Origin of the sequence: Rhodococcus sp. AG1013, assembly GCF_003350365.1 — a bacterium.
Taxonomy (GTDB): domain Bacteria; phylum Actinomycetota; class Actinomycetes; order Mycobacteriales; family Mycobacteriaceae; genus Prescottella.
Genome location: NZ_QQAT01000006.1, coordinates 178154 through 202295, shown reverse-complemented (window position 1 = coordinate 202295; position 24142 = coordinate 178154). Strand labels below are relative to the sequence as shown.

22 protein-coding genes are annotated in these 24142 nt (G+C 66.7%); 9 read left to right on the top strand and 13 right to left on the bottom strand.

Going from position 1 to position 24142, the window contains the following annotated elements:
* The first annotated feature begins 111 nt into the window (after nucleotides 1–111).
* Nucleotides 112–882, top strand: a complete 771-nt coding sequence (locus tag DEU38_RS10745; protein ID WP_114720897.1) for an IclR family transcriptional regulator — start codon at nucleotides 112–114, stop codon at nucleotides 880–882.
* A gap of 43 nt (nucleotides 883–925) precedes the next feature.
* Here DEU38_RS10745 and DEU38_RS10740 read toward each other — a convergent pair whose 3' ends face one another.
* Nucleotides 926–2437, bottom strand: a complete 1512-nt coding sequence (locus DEU38_RS10740) for a long-chain fatty acid--CoA ligase (RefSeq protein WP_114720894.1) — start codon at nucleotides 2435–2437, stop codon at nucleotides 926–928.
* A 128-nt stretch (nucleotides 2438–2565) separates the two neighbouring features.
* On the opposite strand from DEU38_RS10740, the gene DEU38_RS10735 reads away from it, so the two are divergent.
* Together DEU38_RS10735 and DEU38_RS10730 are read left to right on the top strand one after the other, a co-directional pair.
* Nucleotides 2566–3216: a TetR/AcrR family transcriptional regulator gene (locus DEU38_RS10735; RefSeq protein ID WP_114720891.1), complete on the top strand. Its 651-nt coding sequence runs from the start codon at nucleotides 2566–2568 to the stop codon at nucleotides 3214–3216.
* A complete protein-coding gene (locus DEU38_RS10730; RefSeq protein WP_114720888.1) occupies nucleotides 3213–4721 on the top strand; it encodes a carboxylesterase/lipase family protein in 1509 nt (502 codons plus the stop codon). The genes DEU38_RS10735 and DEU38_RS10730 overlap by 4 nt, the downstream gene beginning before the upstream one ends.
* 110 nt (nucleotides 4722–4831) lie before the next feature.
* Here DEU38_RS10730 and DEU38_RS10725 read toward each other — a convergent pair whose 3' ends face one another.
* From DEU38_RS10725 to DEU38_RS10715, 3 genes are read right to left on the bottom strand one after another with little or no spacing between them, the layout of a single operon-like run.
* Nucleotides 4832–5692 carry a chlorophyllase/cutinase-like alpha/beta fold protein gene (locus tag DEU38_RS10725; RefSeq protein WP_114720885.1) on the bottom strand — a complete coding sequence of 287 codons (861 nt, stop codon included), beginning with the start codon at nucleotides 5690–5692 and terminating at the stop codon, nucleotides 4832–4834.
* Nucleotides 5693–5724: 32 nt separating this feature from the next.
* The gene (locus DEU38_RS10720; RefSeq protein ID WP_114720883.1) at nucleotides 5725–7074 is read right to left on the bottom strand and encodes an MFS transporter; all 1350 of its coding nucleotides are present in this window, start codon (nucleotides 7072–7074) and stop codon (nucleotides 5725–5727) included.
* A 52-nt stretch (nucleotides 7075–7126) separates the two neighbouring features.
* Entirely contained in the window at nucleotides 7127–7693 is a 567-nt protein-coding gene (locus tag DEU38_RS10715; protein WP_258557783.1) for a GDSL-type esterase/lipase family protein, read from the bottom strand.
* Nucleotides 7694–7834: 141 nt separating this feature from the next.
* Between DEU38_RS10715 and DEU38_RS10710 the strand changes: the two genes are divergently transcribed.
* The gene (locus DEU38_RS10710) at nucleotides 7835–9115 is read left to right on the top strand and encodes a CdaR family transcriptional regulator (RefSeq protein ID WP_258557782.1); all 1281 of its coding nucleotides are present in this window, start codon (nucleotides 7835–7837) and stop codon (nucleotides 9113–9115) included.
* An 87-nt stretch (nucleotides 9116–9202) separates the two neighbouring features.
* On the opposite strand, the gene DEU38_RS10705 is transcribed toward DEU38_RS10710, so the two are convergent.
* From DEU38_RS10705 to DEU38_RS10695, 3 genes are all read right to left on the bottom strand, one after another.
* Nucleotides 9203–10363 (bottom strand): Rieske 2Fe-2S domain-containing protein, encoded by a 1161-nt coding sequence (locus DEU38_RS10705; protein ID WP_114720881.1) that lies wholly within the window; start codon nucleotides 10361–10363, stop codon nucleotides 9203–9205.
* Nucleotides 10364–10452: 89 nt separating this feature from the next.
* Nucleotides 10453–10725 (bottom strand): hypothetical protein, encoded by a 273-nt coding sequence (locus tag DEU38_RS10700; protein WP_114720878.1) that lies wholly within the window; start codon nucleotides 10723–10725, stop codon nucleotides 10453–10455.
* Between the two features lie 101 nt (nucleotides 10726–10826).
* A complete protein-coding gene (locus tag DEU38_RS10695) occupies nucleotides 10827–11582 on the bottom strand; it encodes an SDR family NAD(P)-dependent oxidoreductase (RefSeq protein WP_114720876.1) in 756 nt (251 codons plus the stop codon).
* 186 nt (nucleotides 11583–11768) lie between these two features.
* Between DEU38_RS10695 and DEU38_RS10690 the strand changes: the two genes are divergently transcribed.
* The gene (locus DEU38_RS10690; RefSeq protein WP_114720873.1) at nucleotides 11769–12350 is read left to right on the top strand and encodes a TetR/AcrR family transcriptional regulator; all 582 of its coding nucleotides are present in this window, start codon (nucleotides 11769–11771) and stop codon (nucleotides 12348–12350) included.
* Nucleotides 12351–12412: 62 nt separating this feature from the next.
* On the opposite strand, the gene DEU38_RS10685 is transcribed toward DEU38_RS10690, so the two are convergent.
* Nucleotides 12413–14845 (bottom strand): ATP-dependent Clp protease ATP-binding subunit, encoded by a 2433-nt coding sequence (locus DEU38_RS10685; protein WP_114720870.1) that lies wholly within the window; start codon nucleotides 14843–14845, stop codon nucleotides 12413–12415.
* Between the two features lie 232 nt (nucleotides 14846–15077).
* Between DEU38_RS10685 and DEU38_RS10680 the strand changes: the two genes are divergently transcribed.
* Together DEU38_RS10680 and DEU38_RS10675 are read left to right on the top strand one after the other, a co-directional pair.
* Nucleotides 15078–15797 carry a hypothetical protein gene (locus DEU38_RS10680; protein WP_114720868.1) on the top strand — a complete coding sequence of 240 codons (720 nt, stop codon included), beginning with the start codon at nucleotides 15078–15080 and terminating at the stop codon, nucleotides 15795–15797.
* Between the two features lie 34 nt (nucleotides 15798–15831).
* Nucleotides 15832–17268, top strand: a complete 1437-nt coding sequence (locus DEU38_RS10675) for an MFS transporter (protein WP_114720865.1) — start codon at nucleotides 15832–15834, stop codon at nucleotides 17266–17268.
* Here the strand turns inward: DEU38_RS10675 and DEU38_RS10670 are convergent, their stop codons facing one another.
* Genes DEU38_RS10670 through DEU38_RS10660 form a run of 3 tightly spaced genes read right to left on the bottom strand, consistent with a single transcriptional unit; the run spans nucleotide 17269 to nucleotide 19741 of the window.
* Nucleotides 17269–17808: a VOC family protein gene (locus tag DEU38_RS10670; protein WP_114720862.1), complete on the bottom strand. Its 540-nt coding sequence runs from the start codon at nucleotides 17806–17808 to the stop codon at nucleotides 17269–17271.
* Nucleotides 17809–17813: 5 nt separating this feature from the next.
* Entirely contained in the window at nucleotides 17814–18695 is an 882-nt protein-coding gene (locus tag DEU38_RS10665) for an oxidoreductase (RefSeq protein WP_114720860.1), read from the bottom strand.
* 56 nt (nucleotides 18696–18751) lie between these two features.
* On the bottom strand, nucleotides 18752–19741 hold the full coding sequence (locus DEU38_RS10660; protein WP_114720857.1) for an alpha/beta hydrolase family protein: 990 nt from the start codon (nucleotides 19739–19741) through the stop codon (nucleotides 18752–18754).
* 391 nt (nucleotides 19742–20132) lie between these two features.
* On the opposite strand from DEU38_RS10660, the gene DEU38_RS10655 reads away from it, so the two are divergent.
* Complete coding sequence (locus DEU38_RS10655) at nucleotides 20133–21026, top strand: pseudouridine synthase (protein WP_114721005.1); 894 nt, start codon at nucleotides 20133–20135, stop codon at nucleotides 21024–21026.
* Nucleotides 21027–21138: 112 nt separating this feature from the next.
* On the top strand, nucleotides 21139–21915 hold the full coding sequence (locus DEU38_RS10650; RefSeq protein WP_114720855.1) for an SDR family NAD(P)-dependent oxidoreductase: 777 nt from the start codon (nucleotides 21139–21141) through the stop codon (nucleotides 21913–21915).
* 20 nt (nucleotides 21916–21935) lie between these two features.
* Here the strand turns inward: DEU38_RS10650 and DEU38_RS10645 are convergent, their stop codons facing one another.
* The gene (locus DEU38_RS10645; RefSeq protein WP_114720853.1) at nucleotides 21936–22502 is read right to left on the bottom strand and encodes a TetR/AcrR family transcriptional regulator; all 567 of its coding nucleotides are present in this window, start codon (nucleotides 22500–22502) and stop codon (nucleotides 21936–21938) included.
* A gap of 11 nt (nucleotides 22503–22513) precedes the next feature.
* Nucleotides 22514–24136 (bottom strand): FAD-binding protein, encoded by a 1623-nt coding sequence (locus tag DEU38_RS10640; RefSeq protein WP_114720851.1) that lies wholly within the window; start codon nucleotides 24134–24136, stop codon nucleotides 22514–22516.
* Nucleotides 24137–24142 lie beyond the last annotated feature (6 nt).

The following is a 24142-nucleotide window of genomic DNA, read 5'->3' as shown; positions in this document are numbered from 1 at the left end:
AGTTCTCGCCGGCGCTGGAGCGACGCGGCGCACGCTGATACAGTCTCACCACTTGATTGAACGCTTGCTCAATCAGATCGGAACGACGCATCAATGGAGGTTCGAAGGGTCATGACGACGGCAGATGCAAGCTCCCCGATCGCAGTCATCGACCGCGTCGCGTTCCTACTGGACGCGTTCAGGGAAGCGGAACGACTGACGCTCTCGGAGCTGTCGCGTCGCACCGGGTTCCCCAGGTCCTCGACACATCGCATGCTCCTCCAGCTCGTTCGGATCGGGTGGATCCGTCGCCACGGGCATGCATACGAACTCGGCATGAAGATGCTCGAACTCGGCTCGCTGGCACAGCACCACGACCGCGTACACCAGGCAGCACTGCCCGTGCTGCACGAACTGCACAACGCCACCGGCCTCGTCGTCCACCTCGCGGTACTCGACGGATCCGACGCGCTCTACCTCGAGAAGATCGGCGGGCGATTCACGCTCTCGGTCCCCTCCCGCGTCGGCGGACGCCAGCCCGCGTACCGCACCGCGATCGGCAAGGCACTGCTCGCGAACTCGCGCGTGGATGCCGAAACCATTCTTCCCGAGTCGATTTCGGGGCCCACACAGAACTCGATCAGCGATCCGGCGCGCCTGCGGATCGAACTCGCCCGCATCCGGGAGCAGAGCATCGCGCACGATCGCGACGAGACGACCATCGGAGTCTCCTGTGTCGCAGCAGCTATCGGAGACGGTAAGAACGCGGTCGGTGCGATCTCGGTGTGCGGACCGACCAAGGGCATGAACAGCTCGGCACTCGTCGCACCGGTGCGGATGGCCGCGCTCGCGACATGGCGGCACATGACCAGCAGCCGCACGCTGCGACCCATCCCCGCCTGACCGACCACCCTCAGTTGTCATTCGCCCGCCGGCGAGGGTGATTTCACGCCGAGACAGCAGCGACGACGCTGTCGGGAATGACGATCGCGCGTTTGAGAATCTTCCCGGTGGCGCCCTTGGACAGTTCATCGACCAGCCAGATGTGGCGCGGATACTTGTAGGGGGCGACGCGCTCGCGGACGAAGGTCCGCAGTTCCTCGGGCGTAGTTCGCGAGCCGGGCCGAAGTACGACGGCAGCACCGACCTCTTCGCCCAGGGCGTGTGCGGGAATGCCCATGACGGCAGCCATTTCGACGTCGGGGTGTTCGTAGAGGACTTCTTCGATTTCGCGTGGATAGATGTTGAATCCGCCGCGGATGATCAGGTCCTTCTTCCGGTCCATGATCCAGTAATAGCCGTCGGAGTCGACCCGGCCGAGGTCGCCTGTCCGGAACCAGCCGTCCGAGAGCACTGCTGCGGTGGCGGCGGGCTGACGCCAGTAGCCCTTCATCACGTTGTGGCCGTGCACCGCGATTTCTCCGACCTCCCCAACGCCCAGTTCACGCCCGTCGTCGCCGAGCACACACATGCTGATGCCGGCGATCGGCGTACCGATACTGCCTGCTTTGCGCAGCGCATCCGGATGGCTGAAGCACGCCACCGGCGAGGTCTCCGACAGCCCCCAGCCTTCGAGGATCACCGTGTCGAACTGCTCCTCGAAGGCGTGCAGTGTCTCCACCGGCAGCGCCGCGCCGCCGGACACGCAGACCCGTAGCGCGCTCAGGTCGTAGTCGCCACGATCGGGATGCGCGAGCAGCGCGGCGTACATGGTCGGCACGGCGGCGAAGACGGTGACGCGGTCCCGGGTCAGGACCTGCAGTGCATCGGTGGCGTCGAAACGGGGCAGAAGAGTGAGGCATGCGCCGTGAGCGATGGCCGAGGTCAGGGTTACGGTCTGCCCGAACGCGTGGAACAACGGCAAGCCTCCGAACACGACATCGTCCTCGGTCAGCTGCAGCAGGCTGGTACTCGTGACCTCTTGATTGCGCATGAGGTTGCAATGGGAGAGCTCAGCGCCTTTCGGCTTGCCGGTGGTGCCCGAGGTGTAGAGGATGACCGCGGTGTCCGACGGATCTCGGAGCGCAACGGCGCACTGATGCTCCTGCACCGGCGACCGGTTCACGAATGAATCCGGATGCACCGTCAGGCATTCGACGTCAGCGAGTGCCGCACCGGGGATCGATTCGGCGGCGTCGTGCCAGGCGAGCAACAGCGCTGCGGTGCTGTCGGCGAGTTGGTGGGCGACTTCGCGGGGTTTGAGCAGCGGATTCATCGGTACCACGATCGCGCCGGATCGCAGGATCGCGTAATAGGCGATCGCGAACATCGGAACATTCGGCACCATCATCGCGACGCGCTCGCCCGACCGAACCCCGCGCTCGCGCAGTTCGAGCGCCAGTGCGGCGCTGGCTGTCTCCAATTCGGCGTAGGTGAGTTGCTGCTCGCCGCAGATCACCGCGATCCGGTCTGGATGCCGTCGGGCCGAGTCCGTCAGCGTGGTTGCCAGATTCGTCACTTAATCTCCCTGCCGATCGATCGGTTGTCGCTGAGAATCGCCTAACTATCGATCCATCTCGCGTACGATGTCAACCGATCGATCGGTAGGCAACCGGTCGGAGCAGAACGAAGGAGTCCGAGGTGGATATGTCAGTGTGGAAACCGCGGCGGGTGGCATCAGTGCCCGTGGAACTACCCGAGGGCGTCGCGTCTGCCGGAACGCGGGGGACGATACTTCGAGCCGCGCTGGCACTCTTCGCCGAATCCGGATACAGCGCGGTATCCATCCGCAAGATCGCCAACCAGGTCGGGATCACCTCGGCGAGCCTGTACGCGCACTACCGATCCAAGGAACAGATCCTGGCGGAGTTGGTGCTGATCGGGCACCGCGAGCTGCACGCACGGCTGACGAACGCACTCGCTGCCGCCGAGCCCACAGCGGTGGCCCAGCTGTCGGCGCTGGTACGCGCGCATGTGCTGCTGCACACCGATTTCCCCCTGCTGGCCGTGGTGACGAACTCAGAGCTACACGCGCTACCGGAGGAAGTGGCCGCGCCCGCTTTGGAATTGCGGTCATCGTGCAGCCGACTGCTGGTCGATGCGCTCGAAATCGGCGTCGCCGAAGGCGTCTTCCGAATCGAGAACCTCCAACTGGGTGCGATAGCCATCGGCGGGATGGCCATGCAGGTAGCTCAGTGGTTCGGGCCGGACGAGCCGTTCACCCCGGACGAGGTGGCCGACAATTATGTGCGTTACGCCCTGCGCATCGCCGGAGCGGACGAAGGAGCAGTGCGATGACACGCGCCGCGCAGAGTGCTGTCGTCACCACCACCGACGGAGCGGTACGCGGCCGGACGGATCCGACCACGGGTGTGGTCTCCTTCAAGGGAATTCCCTACGCAGCTGCACCGGTCGGTGCACGCCGGTTCGCTCCACCCCAGCTATGTCCCAGGTGGGACGGAGCGCGAGACGCGAGCGAGTACGGACCCACCGCACCGGCCTCCCCCTATGCACCTCCCTATGATGCGCTGATTTCCGAAGTGTTCATCCCGGGCGAGGACTACCTGAACCTCAATGTGTGGACACCGGATCCGAACGGCACGGCGCCGGTGATGGTATGGATCCACGGTGGTGCGTTCACCAACGGCTCCGGTTCGACCACCGCCTACGACGGCACCGCATTCGCCCGCGACGGTGTCGTGCTGGTGACCATCAACTACCGGCTCGGCGTCGACGGGTTCGGACAGCTACGCGGGCAGGTCACGAATCTCGGCCTGCGCGACCAGATCGCGGCGTTGCGCTGGGTTCGCGACAATATCGCAGCGTTCGGCGGCGACCCCACGGCTGTGACGGTATTCGGCGAATCCGCCGGCGCCATGAGCATCGGAGCGCTACTCGCCTCCCCACCAGCCGAAGGCTTGTTCCAGCGCGCAATCCTGCAGAGTGGCGCGGCCCACCACACGATACGGCCCGAGACCGCCGAGCGGATCTCGGAAGAACTGGCTTCCCTGCTGGGGATTTCGCCAACCCAGGAAGCCCTCGCCGCTGTGCCCGCGGACCGGGTGCTGGCCGCCCAGCAACAGTTGCGGGCCGCGGTGTCAGCCGACCCGAATCCGCAACGGTGGGGTGAGGTGACGCGAAACCTCATGCCGTTCGAGCCCGTGGTGGACGGCGAAGTGCTCCCGGTAACGCCGCCCGAAGCGATAGCGGACGGCGCGGGCGGCGACGTCGACGTGCTGATCGGATGCAACACCGAGGAGTTCCGCTACTTCCTGGTTCCGGTCGGCGCGATCGACGCGGTCACAGCCGAGCTGACGCATGGCGCGGTTGCCGCGTACGGGCTCGACCCCGATGTCGCACTGCCGGTTTACCGAGAAGCCGATCCGAATGCAGGTCCCGGAGACCTACTCGCGGCCGTCGGCACCGACTGGTTCTACCGGATACCCGCCATCCGGCTGGCAGAGGCACATGCCGACAACGGCCGGGGACGCACCTACGCCTACGAATTCGCTTGGCAACCACCGACCTTCGATGGCCGACTGGGCGCTTGCCATACCGCCGAGATCCCGTTCGTCTTCGACAACCTCGGCCTCGAGGGGTTCGAGAACGTGGTGGGAGCACGCCCGCCGCAGGATTTGGCCGACACCATGCACGCCGCGTGGATCGCATTCGCGACACACGGTGATCCCGGCTGGGCGCCTTACACCGTTCGTGACCGAGCAACTATGCGCTTCGATACCGTCTCCGCCGTGCAGACGGATCCGCATGCACAGCGACGGCAATTGTGGAGCGGCATCCGGTGACCACGGCTGCCTGATCGAAGCGGATGTCACCCCGCCGAAGGCCATGCCTTCGACGGGGTGACATCCGCCATGCGCAGCGCACACAGTGCCTCCAGCGCGGGACTCGACCGTCAGCCCGGGATCTGCCGGGCCAGATCGTTGCGGTCGAAGTCCGAGAACTGCTGGGTGTCAGTGCAGTACCCGCAGCTCGCTCCGAAGAACTCGGTGCGGGCGTTCGGATCGTCGAGTAGCCAGTACCGCAGCCACGCCGTGCTCGGTCCGCGCATATCGCCGCCGGTGATCGATGTGCCGAAGTGCGTAGCGTCGCGCAGTTCCAGATACTCGGCGGGCACGTGGTCGGCGTCCTCGTACATCGCCCGCACCACTGCCGGCCAGACGATTGCGTCGGCCTCACCTGCGAGATAGAGAACGGGCTCGTCGATGAGGTCGACATCGTTGAGCGGGCCCGGCTGGATCGCGACGGCAGTGTCGACGCGGTCGTCGATCGCGGCATTGATCGCCGCCGAACCGCCCTGTGAATGCCCTACCGCACCAATGTGTTCCAGGTCGACCTTGCCGAAGAAGACACTCGATGGGTTGGCTGCCTTGCCTGCGATGAGGTCAATTCCCGACCGCATGGTGACGGCGAAGTTGCTCGCCGGGGTATTGGCGGCGACCACGATGAATCCGTGGCTGGCGTAGTGGCGCAACAACGAGGCGTACGCACCGGGGAGCACGCCGGTCCCGTTCCCCCAAATCACCACGGGGTGCTTCTCGCCGCGTGCGCCGAGCTCACCCGGGTAGTACAGAGTATGTACCAGCCCGATCGAGACGTTCGGCGTGTACGGCCCTGCACCCGCCCAGTCGTGCCCGACGCTCGGGATGCCGGGCGCCTCGGCGGCAGCCGTTCCGGCCGGGCCCGTGAGCCCGAGTGTCGCGCACAGCGCAACCGTCGCTGCAGCATTCGCAAACAGTTTGAGGGATTCTCGCATGAAGGTCTACCTTTCGAATTTGATCGGCACGGTCAGTCGGCGAGACTGGACCGCATACGAATTGAGTCCACATCCACCCGACGGGTAGCGAGGTAGATGAAACCCGCGGTCAGTGCGAGCATCAACGGCACCAGGTAGAGCGCGGAGTTGAGACCCTGGCCTGCGAACTGCGCGACGCCCTGCACGCCGGCGCTGTGTGCCGCACGTTCGGCGAACCAGTCGGAGATGCCGCCGACCACAACCGGTCCGGCAAATCCTCCGAGTAGGTACATCGCGGCGAAGAACAACGCGGTTGCGGTGGCACGTAGCTGCGGAACGACAACGTCGTGAATCGCGGGATACACGCTGATGTAGAAGCCGTAGGCGAGCAGCCAGCCGAGCGAGAACAGCAGGGCGAACAGGAATACGCTGCCGCCGTTCTGCATCAGCGCCAACGCGGTGAGCGGCGCCGCGACGGCGCTGGCGACGACGCCGATCATCAGCCGGGACCGCGGAGAGGTGGCCGAGGCCCGGTCGGCGTAGCGAGCCCCGAGCAGCAGGCCGAACAACCCGGTGAGCCCGACGATGACGCCGGTGACGACGGCCGCGGACGTCAGTTTCAGTTCGTACTGTCGCATCAGGAGCGGGACTGTGAAGGAGTTGACCGCATAGGCCGCGAAGTTGAAGGTCAGGCCGGCGAGGATCAGCCAGCGCAGGGTCGGGATCGACAGCAGGAGGCGGATCGGACGCCGAATCGCGCCTGATTCGGTGATCGAGACCTGCTCAGCACCACCGCGTTCGGGATCGCGCATCCGAAGCATCACGAGCGCGAGGATGACGCCCGGGACCGCGGCGACGAAGAACGGTGCCCGCCACGAGTCGAAGGCCTCGGCGATCCTGCCGACCGTGAAGTAGGCGAGCATCAGCCCCATCGGGAGTCCCAGCATGAAGATACCGACGGCACGAGAACGCCTATCGGCCTGATAGAGGTCGCCGATCATCGAGTTCGCGGCTGGGGTGAAGGCGGCCTCTCCGACACCGACGCCGAGTCGGACGAGGACAAAGAGCATGTAGTTGCCAGCGGCCCCGGTGGCTGCGGTCAGACCACTCCACACAAGCAGTCCGACACCGATGATCCCCGGGCGGTTTCCGCGGTCGGCAAGGCGCCCGAGTGGCAGTCCCGCGATCGCGTACACAACGGTGAAGGCTGACGTGATCAGGCCCAACTGCAAGTCACTGAGGGCGAATTCGTGCTTGATCGGCTCGGCGACGACCGAAGGGATCGACCGGTCGAAGAAGTTGAGGAGGTTGGCGAGGAACAGGGCGACCAGCGCCCCGCTGAGTATTGTGGTGCGGCCGGTGTCCGGGGCAGGGGCGCCCGTCACGGTTCGAGGCAGCGACATGGGAGTCCTCAGTGTCGAAGGGGAAGGGTGGCGTGTAGGCCGAAAGGGCGGATCAGCGGATCTGTTCGGCGACGTAGGCGCCGATCGCCTGCATACCCAGTGCGGTCGGGTGCAGTGGTACAGCGGATTCAGCGGGCACGACGCCGGCATAGTGCGCCCGGCTCACGTCGGCGCAGATGTCGTGCCCGGAGGTCACCGTTCGGATATCGACGAATGCCATTGCACGGGAACGTGCCTGGGCCGCCATGGCATCGTCGACGGAATCGATGACGTTCTGCAGGTAGTCAGCGCCGCGCGGCCACATCGGTTGCCGGTCTGGGCATCCACCCGGGGGCGTGTAGGTGCCGTAGCCGACGACGACGATCTCGGCGTTCGGCGCGTGTGCCCGGATCTCGTCGAGCGCCGTTCCCCACTGCGGGGCGACCTGGTCGACGAGCGGGCGCTGCTGGTCGACACCACCGGCGGTGAACGCGTCTGCACACGAGGTGCCGTACCGCTCCGGAAGCGGATTGAGGCAGCAGGGTGCAGTGGTGACCAGATTGATGTCGTTGGCGCCGATGGTGACGGTGACGAGGTCGGTGTCCGCGCTCAGCGCTTCTAGCTGGATCAAGGAACGCACGGCGGACACCTCCTTCGGTCGGCGGGCAGGCTCACTGTGGTCGGACTTGTCGATTTCGGAGTGATGCGTATTACATATTCACCGGAAAGCGACAGGTCGTCGTTGTTTGAGCAAACCGACTATCGGAGGAGTGTTGTGCCTGTGGACAAACCCATCGCCATCGGTGGCCGACCGATAGCCGATCAGCTCGCCCAGCGCACCCACACAATCGTGGCGGCGACGGTCGAGTTGGTATGGAGGCAGGTGCCGTTCTATCGGTCACTGCCCGAAGAAGCAGTACGCAGCGACATCACGGCGATCATCCGGTGCAACTTCGAGGTACTCATCGCGAGCCTGCGGTCGTTGCAGACGACGGACGACGAGGGATTGATGCGGATCCGCGCGTCGGCGCAGCGGCGGGCAGAGGAACTGGTTCCGCTCGCGGAGGTGCTGCACGCGTATCACCTCGCTGTCGATCACTGGTGGAAAGTGATCGGTGACCTCGCCGGCCCCGAGGACACCACTGACCTGTCGCGGGCCGGAACGCTGCTGCACAGGCACCTGCTGGCAGCGACAGCCGCGGTGCTGGCAGGATACGGCTCCGATCCAGCGGTTCACGGCGAGGAGGACTCAGCGCGACGAGACTTGTTCCTGGAGTTGACGTCCGGCCCGAATACCACGGGGCCAGCGGAACGGTTCGGTATCGACCTTCCCCGCTTGTACTGGGTGCTGTCGCTCCACGTCGAACCCCATCCGGACGAGCGGTCGGCCGGTATCGACGCGGTGGTGGCAGAACGTCGTAAGGTTCGGCGATTACAGCGCGAGTTGGACAACGTCGGCCGCGACAACGCGTTGAGCATGCTCACGAGCAGTGGCGGCGGTGTCCTGATCCCGATTCTCGAGCCCACCCCTGGGGTGGACGACTGGCAGGACAGCGCACAGTACGCGCAACTGAGTCGGAACCTGCGGGACATGGAGCGGACGATCGGTGCCGCGGTCCTGACGGCAGTGTCGGTGGCAGCACCACAGGAAGTGCCACAGGCATACGAGCAGACTCGAGAGATCCTCGACGTCGCCCGCCGATGCGGGCGCGGCAACGGCACCGTGCGACTCCGGGACGTCGCGCTCGAATATCAGCTCACCCGGCCGAGCGCAGCGACGCCGCTGCTGGCAGACCTTCTGTCACCGTTGCAGTCCAACCCGGTCGTGCTCGAAACGCTGGAGTCCTACCTCGACACCGGCTGCGACCGCTCCGCTGCGGCCGCTGCGTTGCACGTACACCCGAACACGGTGGCCTACAGGCTGCGAAAAGTCGCTACCCTCACCGGCTTGGACGTCGGGACAGCACCCGACCTGGTGCGTCTCGTTGCGGCGGTGGCGGCGAGACGGGCGACGGATGCGACTCAGACGGCTCGGGTTTCGAGAACCGCACCCTCGCTGTAGATCTTCACCGCTCCCCCAGCGAACCTGAAAACTCCTGTGCCCCTACCGAACAATTCGGCAGGGGCACAGGCGTTGCAGTCGGCAGACCTAGACGTCCGCGACCAGCTCGACGGGCTTGACGCCCTTCGCGACGTTGTCCGCGACCACGTCACGCCAGTTCTCCTGTGCGCGGGTGGTGTCGACCTCGAACTCGAACCGCTTGGTCATGTCCTCGGTGACGTCCTCGACGTCGACGTAGAACTGCTGGTACCAGCGACGCAGCTGGTAGACCGGGCCGTCTTCCTCGGTCAGCAGCGGGTTCTCGATCCGGCTCTTGTGGTTCCAGATCGCGATGTCCTGCTTGAACTGGTGCTCGACGCCCTCGGTGAACTGCTCCGCCATCGCCTTGGCGTCCTCGTCCGACAGACCCTCGGTCCGCTTGACGACGGTGCCCCACTGCAGCAGGAACGAGTTGTTCGTGATCGGGTAGTGGCAGTTCGCAAGCTTGGTCTCGACCTTGATGTCGCCGGCAACCGTGTAGACGGTGTCCAGCATGAAGGACGGACCGAAGTACGAAGCGTCCGAGATCGTCTCGGCCTCGGCCATACCCAGCTGGACGCCGGTCTGGATGTCGTCACGACCACCCGAGCGCATCACCTGGGTCGCGACGTGACCCTCGAAGATGTTCTTGAAGTAGGTCGGGATCTGGAAGTGCACGTAGAAGAAGTGCGCCATGTCCACCACGTTGTCGACGATCTCGCGGCAGTGCGAGCCCTCGACGTAGTAGGTGTTCCAGCTCCAGTCGCTCCAGCCGCCCTCGTCGAAGCCCTCGATCTGCGGGATCGTGACGTCGGTCGGCGGCGGGTTGCCCTGCGGGTCGTTGTACACGAAGAACAGGCCGTTGCGCTCGAGCTTGACCCACGCCTTGGTCTTGGCGACCGGGGGAACGCGGCGAGCGTAGGGGATCTCCGTGCACTTGCCCTTGCCGTTCCAACGCCAGTCGTGGAACGGGCAGGCGATGTTGTCGCCCTTGATCTCACCCATCGCGAGGTTGCCACCCATGTGACGGCAGAACGCGTCGAGAACCTGGAGCTCGCCCTTGCTGTCCTCGAACACGACCAGGTCGGTGCCGAAGATCTTGACCTGGTGCGGCTTCCCGTCGCGGAAATCCTTGGCACGGCCGATGCAGTGCCAGCCACGCGCGAAACGATCGGGGTTCTTGCCCGCCTCGATCTCCCGAACCTCGACGTCGTCGGCGATCTCGGTCATCTTGCCTCCTCAAATGATGTGTTCGCGTGCTCGCCCTTGTGCAAGCCGCATGAAAACCCCCGGAACCACAGAGAATCTGGTTCCGATGACTAGGTGTACGAGCGGACTTCCTGCGTCGATCCCGCGACCGGCACGGTGCGGTAGGACTCCGCGATGGTGCCGTTCTCGACCGCCTCGTCGATGGTGTTACGCAGCGAGTAGCACGTGCGGACGTACATGCTGTGCACGCCCTTCTCGGCCTGTGCGCGGAACTCGGCGCAGTTGCTCTCCGCGTCGTCGACCCACTGGGTACTGGTGTGAGTCGGACTGAACTTCTCGACGAGTACCCGGTTACCGCACGATCCACATTCGATCGGTTGCATTGTGCGACCTTTCCGTTGGAACTGTATTCAGCGAGCGTACGAGTAGGCAGTGCGCTCTTCCTGGTCCATTTCCGTTGAGCGGTAAAGAATTCGACCGATCATCACCTCAGGAAAGCCTGTCCTCCGTCCACCGGCAGCGAATGGCCGGTGATGTACCGCGCGGAGGCGCTGCACAGGAACACCACAGCCGGCCCGATATCGGTTTCGGCGTCGCCCAGACGCCCCAGCGGCACGCTCCGGAGGTACTCGCCGTACGCCTCCGGATTGAGATCGGCCCACTCGTCCATCAGGGGCGTCGACGCCAGCGGCAGGATGGCGTTGACGCGGATGCCGTCGGCGCCCCACTCGCAGGCTGCCGTCCGGGTGAGCACCCGGACGGCCTCCTTCGCCGCGGCGTACGCGCCTGTCCCGGTGGGATCCCACTTCAGCCCGGCTGCCGACCCCAGGTTGACGATCGACCCACGGCCCTTCAGGTGCGGGTGGCACGCCCGCATCATCCGCAGGGTTGCCAGCGGTCCCGAGTTCATGCTGCCGTGGTAGTCGTCTTCACTGACCTCGAGCAGCGTGCCGTGCGCCGGCGTCTGGGCATTGTTCACCAGAATCGACAGGCTTCCGTACCGCGCCACCACGTCGGCGACCACGGCGTCGATCTGTTCGGGGTCGGTGACGTCGCACCGGAAGGCGACCGCGTCGCCTCCCCTGCGGACGATCTCGTCGGCGGTGTCGGCCACCTTGGACAGGGTCCGGCCGACGACCGCGACGCGCGCGCCCTCGACCGCGAGGGCGAGCGCGATTCCCCGCCCGATCCCCTGTCCGGCGCCCGTCACCAGCGCGACGTCACCATCGAGTACACCCATCAATCACTCCCGCTGCTGCTCACTCGGTCACAAGTCGCCGATCATTGTGATCCAAGACACCGAATTGAGCAAACGCTCAATCAATGTAGGATTGCCTTGCCGGGTCGGGCGCGGGCTGTGCGGGCACAGGTAGCATGAGGCGCCTCGACCGACACAGAATCGACCCAGGTACAGGGGGAAGTCCGAATGGATCCGCAGGAACGTCGGCGTCAGATACTCGAACGTTCCGGTGAGATCTTCGCAACGAAGGGCATCTCCGCGACGACGGTCCGCGAGATCGCCGACGCGTGCGGCGTCTACTCCGGCACGCTCTACCACTACTTCCCGTCCAAGGACGCGATCGTCACCGAGATCATCCGGGTGTACGTCGACGAGCTGTACGAGAAGTGCTCCGAGGTGATCGGCCAGGGCCTTCCGCCGATCGAGCGGCTCGAGGCCCTCGTCCTGGTCGCGATCGACTCCGCCGAGAACCACCGTCACGCGACCGCGATCTGGCAGGTCGAGACGGACTACATGCGCGATCAGATGCTCGAGGCCAGCCTCGACGACAAGGGCGATTTCGCGGCGACGTTATGGCTGCAGTGCATCGAGGAGGCGCAGGCGTCGGGCGATCTCCGCAGCGACGTCGAGTCCGCGACCTTCTACCAGCTGATGCGCGACGCGGTGTGGCTCACCAGCCGGTGGTTCCGGAAGTCCCCGACGAAGTCGAATGCACAGTTCGCACACGAGATCACGTCGATCTTCATCGACGGACTGCGGGTCCGTTAGACACACGAAGGGGCGGTACAGGCGAATCGAATTCGCCTGTACCGCCCCTTCTTCTACCGCGATCAGCTCACGACGAGGTCCAGCTCGTCGTCCGCGACGGTCACGGTGATCCGTCCACCCGTGTCGAGCACGTCGTCCAGCAGCAGATCGGCGATGCGATCGTCGACCTCCCGGGCTATGGTCCGGCGCAGCGGCCGCGCACCGAACTCGGGCTGGTGCCCGTGCTCGGCAATCCAGTCCACCGCATCGGGTGTGAACTCGATGTCGATGTCCTTGGCCCGCAGCCGATCACGGCTCTCGCTCAGCAGTAGATCGGTGATCCGGTGCAACTGCTGTGCCTCGAGCTTCCGGAAGATCACGATCTCGTCGATCCGGTTGAGGAACTCCGGCCGGAAGGACTCCCGAAGGCGCCCCATCACCCTGTCGCGCAACGGCTTCTCGGCCGCGGCGGCGTCACCGGTGGTGAAGCCGAGCGCCCCGCCCTTGCTCGAGATGATGTCCGAGCCGAGGTTGCTGGTCATGATCAGGACGGTGTTCTTGAAGTCCACCGTCCGACCCTGGCCGTCGGTCAGCCGGCCGTCGTCGAGCACCTGCAGCAGGACGTTGAACACGTCCGGGTGCGCCTTCTCGATCTCGTCGAGCAGGATCACCGAGTACGGGTGCCGGCGCACCTGTTCGGTGAGCTGACCGGCCTCGCCGTAGCCGACGTACCCCGGAGGGGCGCCGACCAGTCGGCTCGCGGTGTGCCGCTCGCCGAACTCGCTCATGTCGAGCCGCAGCATCTTGCTCTCGTCACCGAACAGCGACTGCGCCAACGCCTTCGCGAGCTCGGTCTTGCCGACGCCGGTGGGCCCCAGGAACAGGAAGCTGCCGACGGGCCGACGCGGATCGCCCATGCCGGTCCGGCTGCGGCGCACCGCGCGCGCGATGGCCTTGACCGCGTCCTCCTGGCCGACGACCCGCTGGTGCAGCTCGTCCTCCAGCCGGCGCAGACGCTCCTTCTCCTTCTGCGTCATCTGGCTGGCCGGGATACCGGTGGCCCGGGCGACCACCTCGGCGATATCCTCGGCCGTCACGGCCGGAATCTCCGTCGCGACGGGTTCGCCGTCACGAGCCTCCGCCAGCCGCTTCTCCACACCCGCGATCTCGTCCCGCAGCTGCGACGCACGCTCGTACTGCTCGGCCTGCACCGCGCTGTCCTTGTCCTGTTCGAGCCGAGCGATCCGCTGCTGCAGCGCCTTCGCATCCGGATTGGATGCGCCGAGCTGCAGGCGCTTTCGCGCGCCCGCCTGGTCGAGGAGGTCGATCGCCTTGTCCGGCAGGAACCGGTCGGCGATGTATCGCGACGACAACTCGACCGCGGCGGTGATGGCCTCGTCGGTGTAGCGGACACGGTGATGCTCCTCGTACCGCTCCCGCAGGCCCGTCAGGATCGCCTCGGCGTCCTCGGGACTCGGCTCGTTCACCGTCACCGGCTGGAAGCGTCGTTCGAGGGCCGAGTCCTTCTCGATGTGCTTGCGGTACTCGTCGAGCGTGGTGGCGCCGACGATGTGCAGGTCACCCCGGGCCAGCTTGGGCTTGAGGATGTTCCCGGCGTCCATCGCACCCTCACCGCCGGCACCCGCACCCACGATGGTGTGGATCTCGTCGATGAAGACGATGACCTGGCCGTTCTGCGCGACGATCTCGTCGACGGCCTTGGTCAGCCGCTCCTCGAAGTCGCCGCGGTAGCGGGTACCGGAGAGCATGCCCGCCAGGTCCAGCTGGACGATCCTCTTGTCTGCCAACACCTCCGGGACGTCGCCGTCCACGATGCGCTGCGCCAGCCCCTCGACGACGGCGGTCTTGCCGACGCCGGCCTCGCCGACCAGCACCGGGTTGTTCTTGGTCCGGCGCGCGAGGATCTCGATGGTCTGCTCGATCTCGTCAGCACGTCCGATCACCGGGTCGACGCCGCCGGAGCGAGCGCGCTCGGTGAGATCGGTGCCGTACTTGTCCAGGGTTGGCGTGGCCGAATCCTGCTGGGGTTCGGCAGGACCCGCGTTCACAGCGGACTGCATCGACTCGGGTGTCACGCCGGCCGACGCCAGGACACGTCCGGTCGCGGAGTCCCCGTTGGAGACCAGCGACAGGAAGATGTGCTCGGGATCGATGTAGGTCGAGCCGAGTGCGCGTGCGATCTGGTGAGCGTCGAGCAGTGCCCGACGTCCCGCGGCAGTCACCGCGGGAGGGGTCGAGATCGCCTCACGGCCGCGCGGCAGGTGGGCCTCCGCAGCCTTCGAGATCGCCTCCGGGTCCCCGCCCACACGCTTCACCATGTCGCGCACCGGGTCCTTGACCGCGGCCACGTGCAGGATATGCAGTGCGTCGAGGCCCGCATCACCGCGTCCGGCCGCGTACTGCGCGGCCTCCGCCATGAGCACCTGAGCTTCGTTGCTCATGAGCCGGGTGATGTCGATGCGCCCGGGCCCCTCGGGCCCGAAGAATGCCGGCATTCGCAGCCTCCTCCAAAGTTGAGTCTTATCGACTCATGGAACATGCCTCGATCGGATTCAATTCCCGACCGTCCAGAATCTTTGGCACGAGAGCGTCCGACCACCCGCGCACACCGCACCCACCGAACCCGCCAGCCCTCTGACCTCGATGTTTCTCCACAACGACGACCGACGACCCGACGGCTGTGAGAGCCGACACACTTTCGGCTGCGCGCGGAAGTACCGTCGACCCATGGACAGGGGTCTCGCCACGGTGCCGCAGCTTCTGGGCTGCCCGCGCGGAAGGTTCTTCGCCGCCAACGTCGGCTACCTGTGCAGCGACGAGGAGCAGGTTTCTCTGCACTTTCGGCCGCGGACACACGACGCCGTGCTGGCCGTCCTCGACAAGGTCGACGTCCGGGCAGTGGCCGCACTGCCGGAAGCCGACCTCCTCGATGCGCTCGGCCTCGCGGTGGACTTCGCGCGCTACTGGCAGCCGCCGGACGAGGAGGATCTGCTGTTCGCCCACCCCGACGTCGCGGCGGCGCTGCGCCCGATCGCCCAGGCGCGCGCCCGGATCCGGCCCGTTCGCGTCCACAGCACGCCCCGGGTGTACGAGATCGGGGGTCCGGCGGACTGGGCGCACCCGGTCGACACGTATCCGTTTCCGGTACCGGCGTCGCGGCGCTCCGAGTGGTACTACACCACCGGGGAGCACCTCGACTGGTTCATCCCGGACTGGGTTGCCGTCGCCGCCGACTTCGACGCGGTGCACCTGACCGTGCACGGCTACCTCAGCACACCCGGAGTAGCGATCCCGCTGGTCGCGAACTCGGGTGCGACGGTGCTCGCCGGCTGGGACCCGGATGCCACCTTCTGGCTGCGCGACGGCGTCATCACCATCGACGACGAGCCGACCGAATGGCGCCGAACCTCGGACAGGCCGTGGGCGCCCGAGCCGAACTCGCCTTGACCTCGAGCGCACTCGAGCTTCTACCTTCGGGTCCATGAACACCCGAACCGAGGCCTCCGGTACCTGGGGTCAGCTGCTGACCGGACGACATCTCGGTGTCGCCGCCGTGCTGGCCGGAGGCGAGGCGTTGTACGCGATCAACGTCTACCTGACGAGCAGCCTGCTGCCCACCGCGATCGACGACATCGGCGGCCTCCGCTACTACGCCTGGACGTCGACCGTCTTCCTCATCGCATCGGTGTTCTCCTCCATGATCGTCAGCCGCACGCTCGCCGCCCGCGGCCCCCGCGGCGCCTACCTGATCGGCCTCGCGCTCTTCGCCTTCGGAACCGCAGTGTGCGCGCTGAGCCCGACGATGGAACTACTACTGGCCGGACGCGCCGTGCAGGGTTTCGGCGGCGGTCTGCTCGCCGGTCTCGGCTACGCGGTGATCAACTCCGCGTTGCCCCGGCACCTCTGGACCCGCGCCACCGCACTGGTTTCCACCATGTGGGGTGTCGGCACTCTGGTCGGTCCCGCCGTCGGCGGGGTGTTCGCCCAGTTCGGCGCGTGGCGCTGGGCCTTCGGTGCGCTGATCGCGTGCACCGTCGCGGTGACCGTCCTCGTACCGATGGTCCTTCCACGGCGCACGGGCGATCGCGACCGCGTCGTCGCGCCCGTGCCGGTCGTCCCGCTGGCGCTGCTCACCGCGGCAACCTTGCTGGTGAGCGTCGCCGGCCTGTTGGCCGACGCCGCGATCGCCGGTGTCGCCGTCGCCGGTGCGGTGGCGCTGGTCGTGTGGTTCGTCGCGGCGGACCGGCGCAGCCCGCACGGGGTGCTGCCACCGTCGACGTTCACCCGGTCGCCCCTGAAGTGGGTCTACCTGACCATCGCAGTCCTCGCGATGGCGTCGACGGTCGAGACATTCGTCCCGCTGTTCGGGCAGCAACTCGCGGGGTTGGCCCCCGTTGTGGCCGGATTCCTCGGTGCCGCACTGGCACTCGGCTGGACGGTGGGCGAGATTCCGAGCGCGTCGGCCGCCGCGCCTGACGTGGTCCGCCGGATCGTGCGGTCCGGACCGATCCTCGTCGCGGCCGGGCTCGCGATCATGGCGGTGGTCCTGGCCGAGCAGGCCGGCAGCGGACGCGTCGCGCTCTGGGCGGCCGGGCTGATCATCGCCGGCGCGGGCATCGGCATCGCGTGGCCGCACCTTGCGGTCGGTGCCATGAGCGCCGTGGCCGAACCCGCTGAGGGTGCCCGTGCCTCCGCCGCGATCAACACCGTGCAGTTGATCGCCAATGCATTCGGCACCGCGCTGGCCGGTGTGCTGGTAAATCTCGGCGGACAGTCCGAGCTGCGCTCGGCGCAGCTGCTGCTGTTCAGCTTCGCAGCGCTGGCACTCGTCGGCGGCGGGACCGCGTGGCGGGCCGCGCCGCGGGACGCCCGGCCGAACCGGGCGGCCCGTCGCGCCGTCGAGGCAACCGCCGGCTGATCAGCGGCGAGCGCGCGCCGCGTGCACCCGCTCCCACAGATGCCGATCGGTGCGCGGGCCGCCGTGCGTGTCGGCACCGTAGCGGGCGATCTCGGCGGCGATGTCTAGCGGACGGGTCGGCGGCTGAGCAGGAACCAACTCGTCGATTGCGAGTTCGTCCGGCACCAACCAGCACACCTCGAACTCGATGCCGTCCGGATCCTGCGCATACAGTGCCTTCGTCGAACAGTGGTTGCTGGCGCCCGTCAGCGCGCCCGCTGCGATCAATCGGTCCCGCATCTCCGCCAGGTTTGCGAGCGTGTCGACCTCCCACGCCAGGTGGTAGAGCCCGACGTTGCCCGGCGTGACGCCGCTGCTCGGGTTCGGGCTCTGGAACAGGCCCAGGTCGTGATCGTTCGCCGAGTCCGGCGCCTGCAGGAATGCCGCACCCGGGAACGCACCCGGAAGTGCCTTGAACCCCAGCACATCCTGGTAGAACGCCAGGCTGCGCTGCAGGTCCGACACGAACAGCACGGCATGGTTGAGTCGCTCGATCGCCAACGCGGTCAGCCTCCGAAGTTGTAGTTGACGCCGGTCAGTTGCTCCGACAGCGTCCACAATTGTCGTGCAACGCTCCGGTCGTGCGACTTCCGGTTCGAGGAAACCACTTTGGGATAGCCCCGCGTCTCGAACATCGACGACGGGCCGAGGTAGCTGCCGCCGATCGCGTCGGGCACCGTCGCGGCGTACAGCATCGGCAGCGCGCCCATCTCCGCGGACTGCGCGATGAACGGGTCGGCCAGGGCCATGACCCGGCTCGAGATCGACTCGGTGTGCGACTGCAGATTGGTGGACGCGTACCCCGGATGCGACGCGAGCGACTTGACGGTGGACCCCGATGCCGCCAGCCGCCGCTGCAACTCGTACGCGAACAACAGATTCGCGAGCTTCGACTGCCCGTACGCCGGCCAGCGCCGGTACGACCTGCGCTCCCAATTGAGGTCGTCGAGGTCGATGGTGCCGATCTTGTGCATCGCGCTCGACATCGTCACGACCCGGTCGCGCACCTTGTCGAGCAACAGCCCGGTCAACACGAAATGGCCGAGATGGTTGGTACCGATCTGCATCTCGAACCCGTCGACGGTGCGACGCAGCGGAACCGCCATGACCCCGGCGTTGTTCACCAGAACGTCGAGGCCGTCGACCGAGTCCGCGAACTCGCGTACCGACGCCAGGTCCGCGAGGTCGACCCTGCGAACCTCGGCGTTCTCCCCCAGTTCCGCCGCGACGGCGCTCCCCTTGTCGACGTCACGACACGCGAGCACGACGCGCGCACCGGCCTTCGCGAGCGCCTTGGCTGCCTCGGCACCCAGGCCGCTGTTCGCGCCGGTCACGACGAACGTCCGGCCCCGCTGATCGACGATGTCCCGCGTGGTCCATGTGGTCATGGCCACAGACTACGGAAATCACGATCAGCGGGGGCGGACCTACGCGTGTTGTTCTCTCACCACGCGTTGAGGGCATTCAGGATCTGCGGCCGGGCCTGCCACAGTTCGGCCGACCAGTACGGCCAGGCATGAATGCCCGTGGCGTTGAACTTGAAAGTCGCCGGGATTCCGAGAGTCATGAGTCGAACCTGGAATGCCCGCGAGGTGATCATCGAGATGAATTCGAGGCCCATGCCCATCGTGGTATTCCAGTACCCGACCGGGTCGGACGGATGGTCGTACATACCCGGGATTCCGCTGCCCGCCGAGACGTAGAGCGACAATCCCTGCAATTGCGGCGCAGATACGAACGGGTCGTTACGGAGCCACGCCGGATCCCAGGGGAAGCCCCACATCGAATCGGCGTTGTAGCGGCCGGCGTCGTACAGCGCCAGCCTGATGGCCTCCCGCCCTCCGGGGGCCGTCGTGTGGAGGTAACCCGACAACGAACCGGCGAATTTGAATTGATCGCGATGATAGGCGGCGAGCGTCATCGCGGCCGTTCCGCCCATCGATAGTCCCAGAATCCCGGTATTGGTCCGGTCCACGCCGAAATTGGCGAGATAATCCGGCAATTCACGGGTCAGGAATGTCTCCCACTTGTAGGTGACCTTCTGGTTGTTGAAATTACTGGGGTTGTACCAGTCCGAATAGAAACTCGCCTCGCCGCCGACCGGCATGACGACTGTGACGTTGTCGAGCGCGAACTGTTCCATCGCGTTGGTCTCGAAGGTCCAGGCATTGCGATCGTCCCGGGCCCGCATGCCGTCCAGGAGGTACAACGACGCGCCGCCACCCCGCGCAGCCCACTGAACCTGAACCTTGATGTCCCCCATCGAGGAAGGAACCCACAACTCCTGGTAGCCGCCCCGCTGCACCTGACGGCTCGGCTCGGCGGCCGCAACCGGCGCCGCCCCCGCCGCCACCCCGGCGAACGCGAGCAGCACGGCGAGCACCAGCGCTACGGGGTTCTTCCAGATTCTCTGTCGATCTCCGGCGAAATACATCAATGCTTCTTCCTACACGAGCCGCCGATCTCGACGAACAAACTGAATCCGATCACCGTGTTGATCTTAGATACGCGTCGCGGCGTTAACACCCGCAGGGTGTGGCGAAGCTCTCGAATTCATATTCGTGAGAGTTCTCTGAGAATCAAGATGGATTTCACGGAATCGGCCGTTTTCGTGCTACCCATTGCCGGGCCGCCGGCGGCGCGTGCGGCGCGGATCCGCGACCGCAGCGCACCGGCGTGACGACAGCGCCACCACCCACCCCTCGAGAGCGGTGGACACTGTAACTTACTGAAGGGTAAGTTAAGGAGGTGTGCACGTCAACGACCTGCGCACAACTCGCGTCGGCGTCGACGTCTGCCCCCGCGCCGGCGGGTACCGTCGGAATGTGCCCGCCGCCCCCCTGCCCGTCCGCGACGGCCTCAACCCCACCCGCCTCCGGTTGCCGAACGCCCAGACCTGGCCCACCGCCCTCGCCTACCTGCTGGACCGCTTCCCCGACGACGCGGCGCGACTGCTCGAGAAGGTCGACGCGGGCGAGATCGTCGACCAGCACGGCTCCCCGATCACCCGCGACACCGGGTACCGCCCGCACGGGTTCGTCTACCTCTACCGCGACCCCCCGGTCGAGAAGCGGGTGCCGTTCGAGATCGAGATCCTGCACAGTGACGAGAACCTCCTCGTCGTCGACAAGCCACACTTCCTCGCGAGCACCCCTCGCGGGGCCTACGTCGTCGAATCAGCACTGGTCCGCCTGCGCCGCGACCTCGACCTCCCCGAACTCACTCCCGCCCACCGCCTGGACCGGATCACAGCGGGGGTCCTGGCGTTCACCATCCGACGGGAGGCGCGACGGGCCTACCAGTCGCTGTTCGACGAACGTCGCGTGACGAAGGAGTACGAGGCGCTGGCGCGCCACGATCCGACCGTGCAGCTGCCCGTCACCGTCCGCAGCCGAATCATCAAGGAGCGCGGGGTGCTACAGGCCCGCGAGATTCCCGGCCCGCCGAACGCCGAGAGCCGAATCGAACTCATCGGAACGCGCGACGGCATCGGCCGCTATCGACTCCTGCCGCACACGGGCAAGACCCACCAGCTGCGACTGCACATGAGCTCCCTGGGCCTCCCGATCCTCGGCGACAACTTCTACCCGGAGTTCTACGACGTCGCGGGCGACGACTACTCGACGCCCCTGCAGCTCCTCGCGCGCAGCATCGAGTTCGACGACCCGTTCTCGGGTGCGCGACGCCGCTTCGAGAGCCGTCGCGCGCTCGAGGCCTGAACGCGGCACTCTCCCACTCCGCGGGCGAACCCGGGACCGCCATACCAAGCAAGTGCTAGGTTGCCTGGAGATTCACGAGAACGCCATTCACCACGACACCCGGGAGCACGCCGTGACCACCTCATCGCCGAGTTCGACGCCCACCACCGCCCTCGTCACCGGCGGTACCGGCGGCATCGGCGCAGCCATCGTCCGCCGACTCGCCGCGCAGGGCCACAACGTGGTGCTCACCTACCGGTCCAATGCCGAGGCCGCCGCGAAGCTCGTCACCGAGATCGAGGAACTCGGGGTGCGCGGCGCCGCGCACCGCGTCGACCTGTGCGACGTCGACCAGTTGGGCGACCTGGCCCGCAACACCACCGCCGACTTCGGCGGCCTCTCGATCCTGGTCCACGCGGCCGGACCGCACGTTCCGATGGTCCACCTGTCCCGCGTCGAACCATCCACGTACGCACAGCATCTCAACGACGAGGCGACCGCGTTCTTCGCCGTCGTGCAGGCCTGCCTACCGGCCTTGCGGGAGGCGTCGGGCTCCGTGGTCGCGGTGACCACCGCCGCCACCGACCGCTACCCGGTGCGGGACGGCCTGTCCGCCGGCACCAAGGGCGCGGTCGAGGCACTCGTGCGCGGATTCGCGGCCGAGGAGGGCCGCTACGGTGTCCGTTTCAACGCCGTCGGCCCGGGCATGCTCACCGACGGAATGGCCGAGCGCCTGATCAGCTCGCAGAGCCTCGACCAGCGGGCCCTCGATGTCACGATGAGCCGCATTCCGTTGCAGAAGTTCGGGACTGCCGTCGACATCGCGGAGGCCGTCTGCTTCCTCGCGAGCGACAAGGCCGGATTCGTCACCGGCCAGAAGCTCAACGTCGACGGCGGTTACACCGTCTGAGCCCGGGACCGGCCCTTGGATCACGGCAGGATCATCCGGGCCGAGCCCTCGAGCCGGTCCGCGATATGCCCGTACGAGTCGTACCCCATGCCGGCCCGCAGCAGCGCGCCCGCGTAGAGCATCTCGAGCGCCTCGAGCAGCTCCTCGTCGGGCTCGGGGCCGAGGGCGTCGAGTAGTCGCTTCCGGATCTCGAGTCCGATCCGCGCCCGCAGATGCACCACGTCCGGGTCGCGGCCGAGCAGCGCAGTCGTGACCGCGGCCGCCAGTTCGGGCTCGTCCGATACCAGGAGGGCGACGCTGCGCAGCACCTCGACGACCCGCGTCGTGCGGTCGTCCGAGGGCGCATGGTCGCTCGACATGGCGGACAGCCGGCGCCAGAAAACCTCCGCGACCAGGTGTTCCTTCGACGAGAAGTAGGTGTACGCCGTGGCCGGCGCGACACCCGTCTGCGCCGCCACCAAACGAACGGTCAATCCGGCGAAACCGTTCTCCCGTAGCACCTCCACCGCGCACCGGGTGAGCCGCGAGACCGTCTCCGCCTGCTTGGACGTCAGACGGCGGCGGGTCGATTCGTAATTGCCAGACACATGTCCGGAGGCTACGCGACGGTGGAATTCCGCGCGACGACGGCCCCTGCTCGACGGCCCGAGTACACGCAGTCCGCGATCGACAGACCGCTGACGTACGACTGTGAACAGATCCCCACCGCGTTGCGGCCGGCCGCGTACAGTCCCGGGATCGGGCGGCCGTCCTCGCCGGTCACCGCGCCGGTCACCTCGTCCACGACGAGACCGCCCAACGTGAGCACCGGACACGGGAAACCTGCCTGCACGCGGATCGAGCAGTCGAACGCGTAGAAGGGGCCGTCGACCAGCGGCGTGACATGCGCGGAGTCCTTGCCCATCGCGTCGGGTCGACCGTCGCGACGGTCCGCGTTGTACCGCTCGAGTGTGCGCGCGAGCCCCGCGGGATCGATCCCGGTACGACGGGCCAACTCCTCGGCGGTGGCACCCTTCTTGTGTCCGGTGCTGAAGAGATACGTGGTCTGCAACCGCTGGAACCACAGCGTCTGCTCGGGCACCTGCCGTTTGACGTCGGCCAGGACGCGGGAGTCGACGACCAGGTACGCGGCCACATCCGTCTGCTCGGCGATGTGCTCGCCGATCTTCGCGCCGTAGTACAGCTCGTTGCAGATACGCTCGCCTTCCTTGTTGACGAGGATGCCCTCGGTCATCGCGATCGGCGGATTGAAGAACCGCCACGCCGACACCCGCTCCATGCGGTCGGTCGCGCCGCCCACCGACTGCCCCAGTCGGATGCCACTGCCGTCGTCACCGATCGTGCCCAGCGCGGTGCCGCCCAGATACCGCGGCGCGTGCTCCTTCAACATCTCTCGATTGAAGGCGAACCCGCCGGCGGCGAGGATGACGCCCTTGCGGGCCCGGTACCGGCGCACCACCGAGTGCTCGCGCTCGATCCGGCGGATCGGACCGTCCATGAGCCGGCCGATCGGCCGGTAGTACAGGTTCATCTTGCGGTTCCACGAGCCGAGCAGCCGGTGCAGAGCGCGGCGCGCGGTAGCCCCCGGATCCACCTCCCGGCACTCGATTCCGATCACGGTGCCGGCGTCGTCGGTGATGAGCGACGTGACCGTGGTCTGTCGGCGTACGTCGATCCGCCGCTTGCGCGCGGCCTTCTCCATCGCGGAGAAGAAGACCTTGCCCGACGTCCCCCGCCCCTTGGTGCGGTGTCCGCGCGGCGCCGGCTCGGCGACATCCTTGTACGGCAGCGCGAGTTCGTTGCCCGAGTAGTACAGGTAGTAGTCGTTGGTCGGGTACGACGTCTTCCGCGGCGCCATGCTGCCCTCGAACGGCACCCCGAGCCGCTCGAGCCACTGCAGGTTCTCGACACTGCGCTCGCAGAAATCGTCGAGCAGTTCGTCCGAGACCACACCCGACGTCTCGAGCTTCAGGTAGTCGAACATCGTGGCCGGAGTGTCGTGATCGAATCCGGCCTCCTTCTGCTGCGCCGTCCCGCCGCCCGCGTAGTAGATGCCGCCGCTGATGGCCGTGGCACCGCCGCCGTCGAAACGCTCGACCACCAGTACCTGTGCGCCCCGGTCGGACGCCTCGATCGCCGCGCTCGCGCCGGCCGCACCGAAGCCGACCACGACCACGTCCGCCTCACCGTCCCAGCGATCGGACCCAGTGTGCACCTGCATGTTCCG

Excerpts from the sequence above, each read along its gene's own strand:
- DEU38_RS10745 (WP_114720897.1), top strand. The coding sequence starts at position 112 with ATGACGACGGCAGATGCAAGCTCCCCGATCGCAGTCATCGACCGCGTC.
- DEU38_RS10735 (WP_114720891.1), top strand. The coding sequence starts at position 2,566 with ATGTCAGTGTGGAAACCGCGGCGGGTGGCATCAGTGCCCGTGGAACTA.
- DEU38_RS10730 (WP_114720888.1), top strand. The coding sequence starts at position 3,213 with ATGACACGCGCCGCGCAGAGTGCTGTCGTCACCACCACCGACGGAGCG.
- DEU38_RS10725 (WP_114720885.1), bottom strand. The coding sequence starts at position 5,692 with ATGCGAGAATCCCTCAAACTGTTTGCGAATGCTGCAGCGACGGTTGCG.
- DEU38_RS10720 (WP_114720883.1), bottom strand. The coding sequence starts at position 7,074 with ATGTCGCTGCCTCGAACCGTGACGGGCGCCCCTGCCCCGGACACCGGC.
- DEU38_RS10705 (WP_114720881.1), bottom strand. The coding sequence starts at position 10,363 with ATGACCGAGATCGCCGACGACGTCGAGGTTCGGGAGATCGAGGCGGGC.
- DEU38_RS10700 (WP_114720878.1), bottom strand. The coding sequence starts at position 10,725 with ATGCAACCGATCGAATGTGGATCGTGCGGTAACCGGGTACTCGTCGAG.
- DEU38_RS10695 (WP_114720876.1), bottom strand. The coding sequence starts at position 11,582 with ATGGGTGTACTCGATGGTGACGTCGCGCTGGTGACGGGCGCCGGACAG.
- DEU38_RS10690 (WP_114720873.1), top strand. The coding sequence starts at position 11,769 with ATGGATCCGCAGGAACGTCGGCGTCAGATACTCGAACGTTCCGGTGAG.
- DEU38_RS10685 (WP_114720870.1), bottom strand. The coding sequence starts at position 14,845 with ATGCCGGCATTCTTCGGGCCCGAGGGGCCCGGGCGCATCGACATCACC.
- DEU38_RS10680 (WP_114720868.1), top strand. The coding sequence starts at position 15,078 with ATGGACAGGGGTCTCGCCACGGTGCCGCAGCTTCTGGGCTGCCCGCGC.
- DEU38_RS10675 (WP_114720865.1), top strand. The coding sequence starts at position 15,832 with ATGAACACCCGAACCGAGGCCTCCGGTACCTGGGGTCAGCTGCTGACC.
- DEU38_RS10665 (WP_114720860.1), bottom strand. The coding sequence starts at position 18,695 with ATGACCACATGGACCACGCGGGACATCGTCGATCAGCGGGGCCGGACG.
- DEU38_RS10660 (WP_114720857.1), bottom strand. The coding sequence starts at position 19,741 with ATGTATTTCGCCGGAGATCGACAGAGAATCTGGAAGAACCCCGTAGCG.
- DEU38_RS10640 (WP_114720851.1), bottom strand. The coding sequence starts at position 24,136 with ATGCAGGTGCACACTGGGTCCGATCGCTGGGACGGTGAGGCGGACGTG.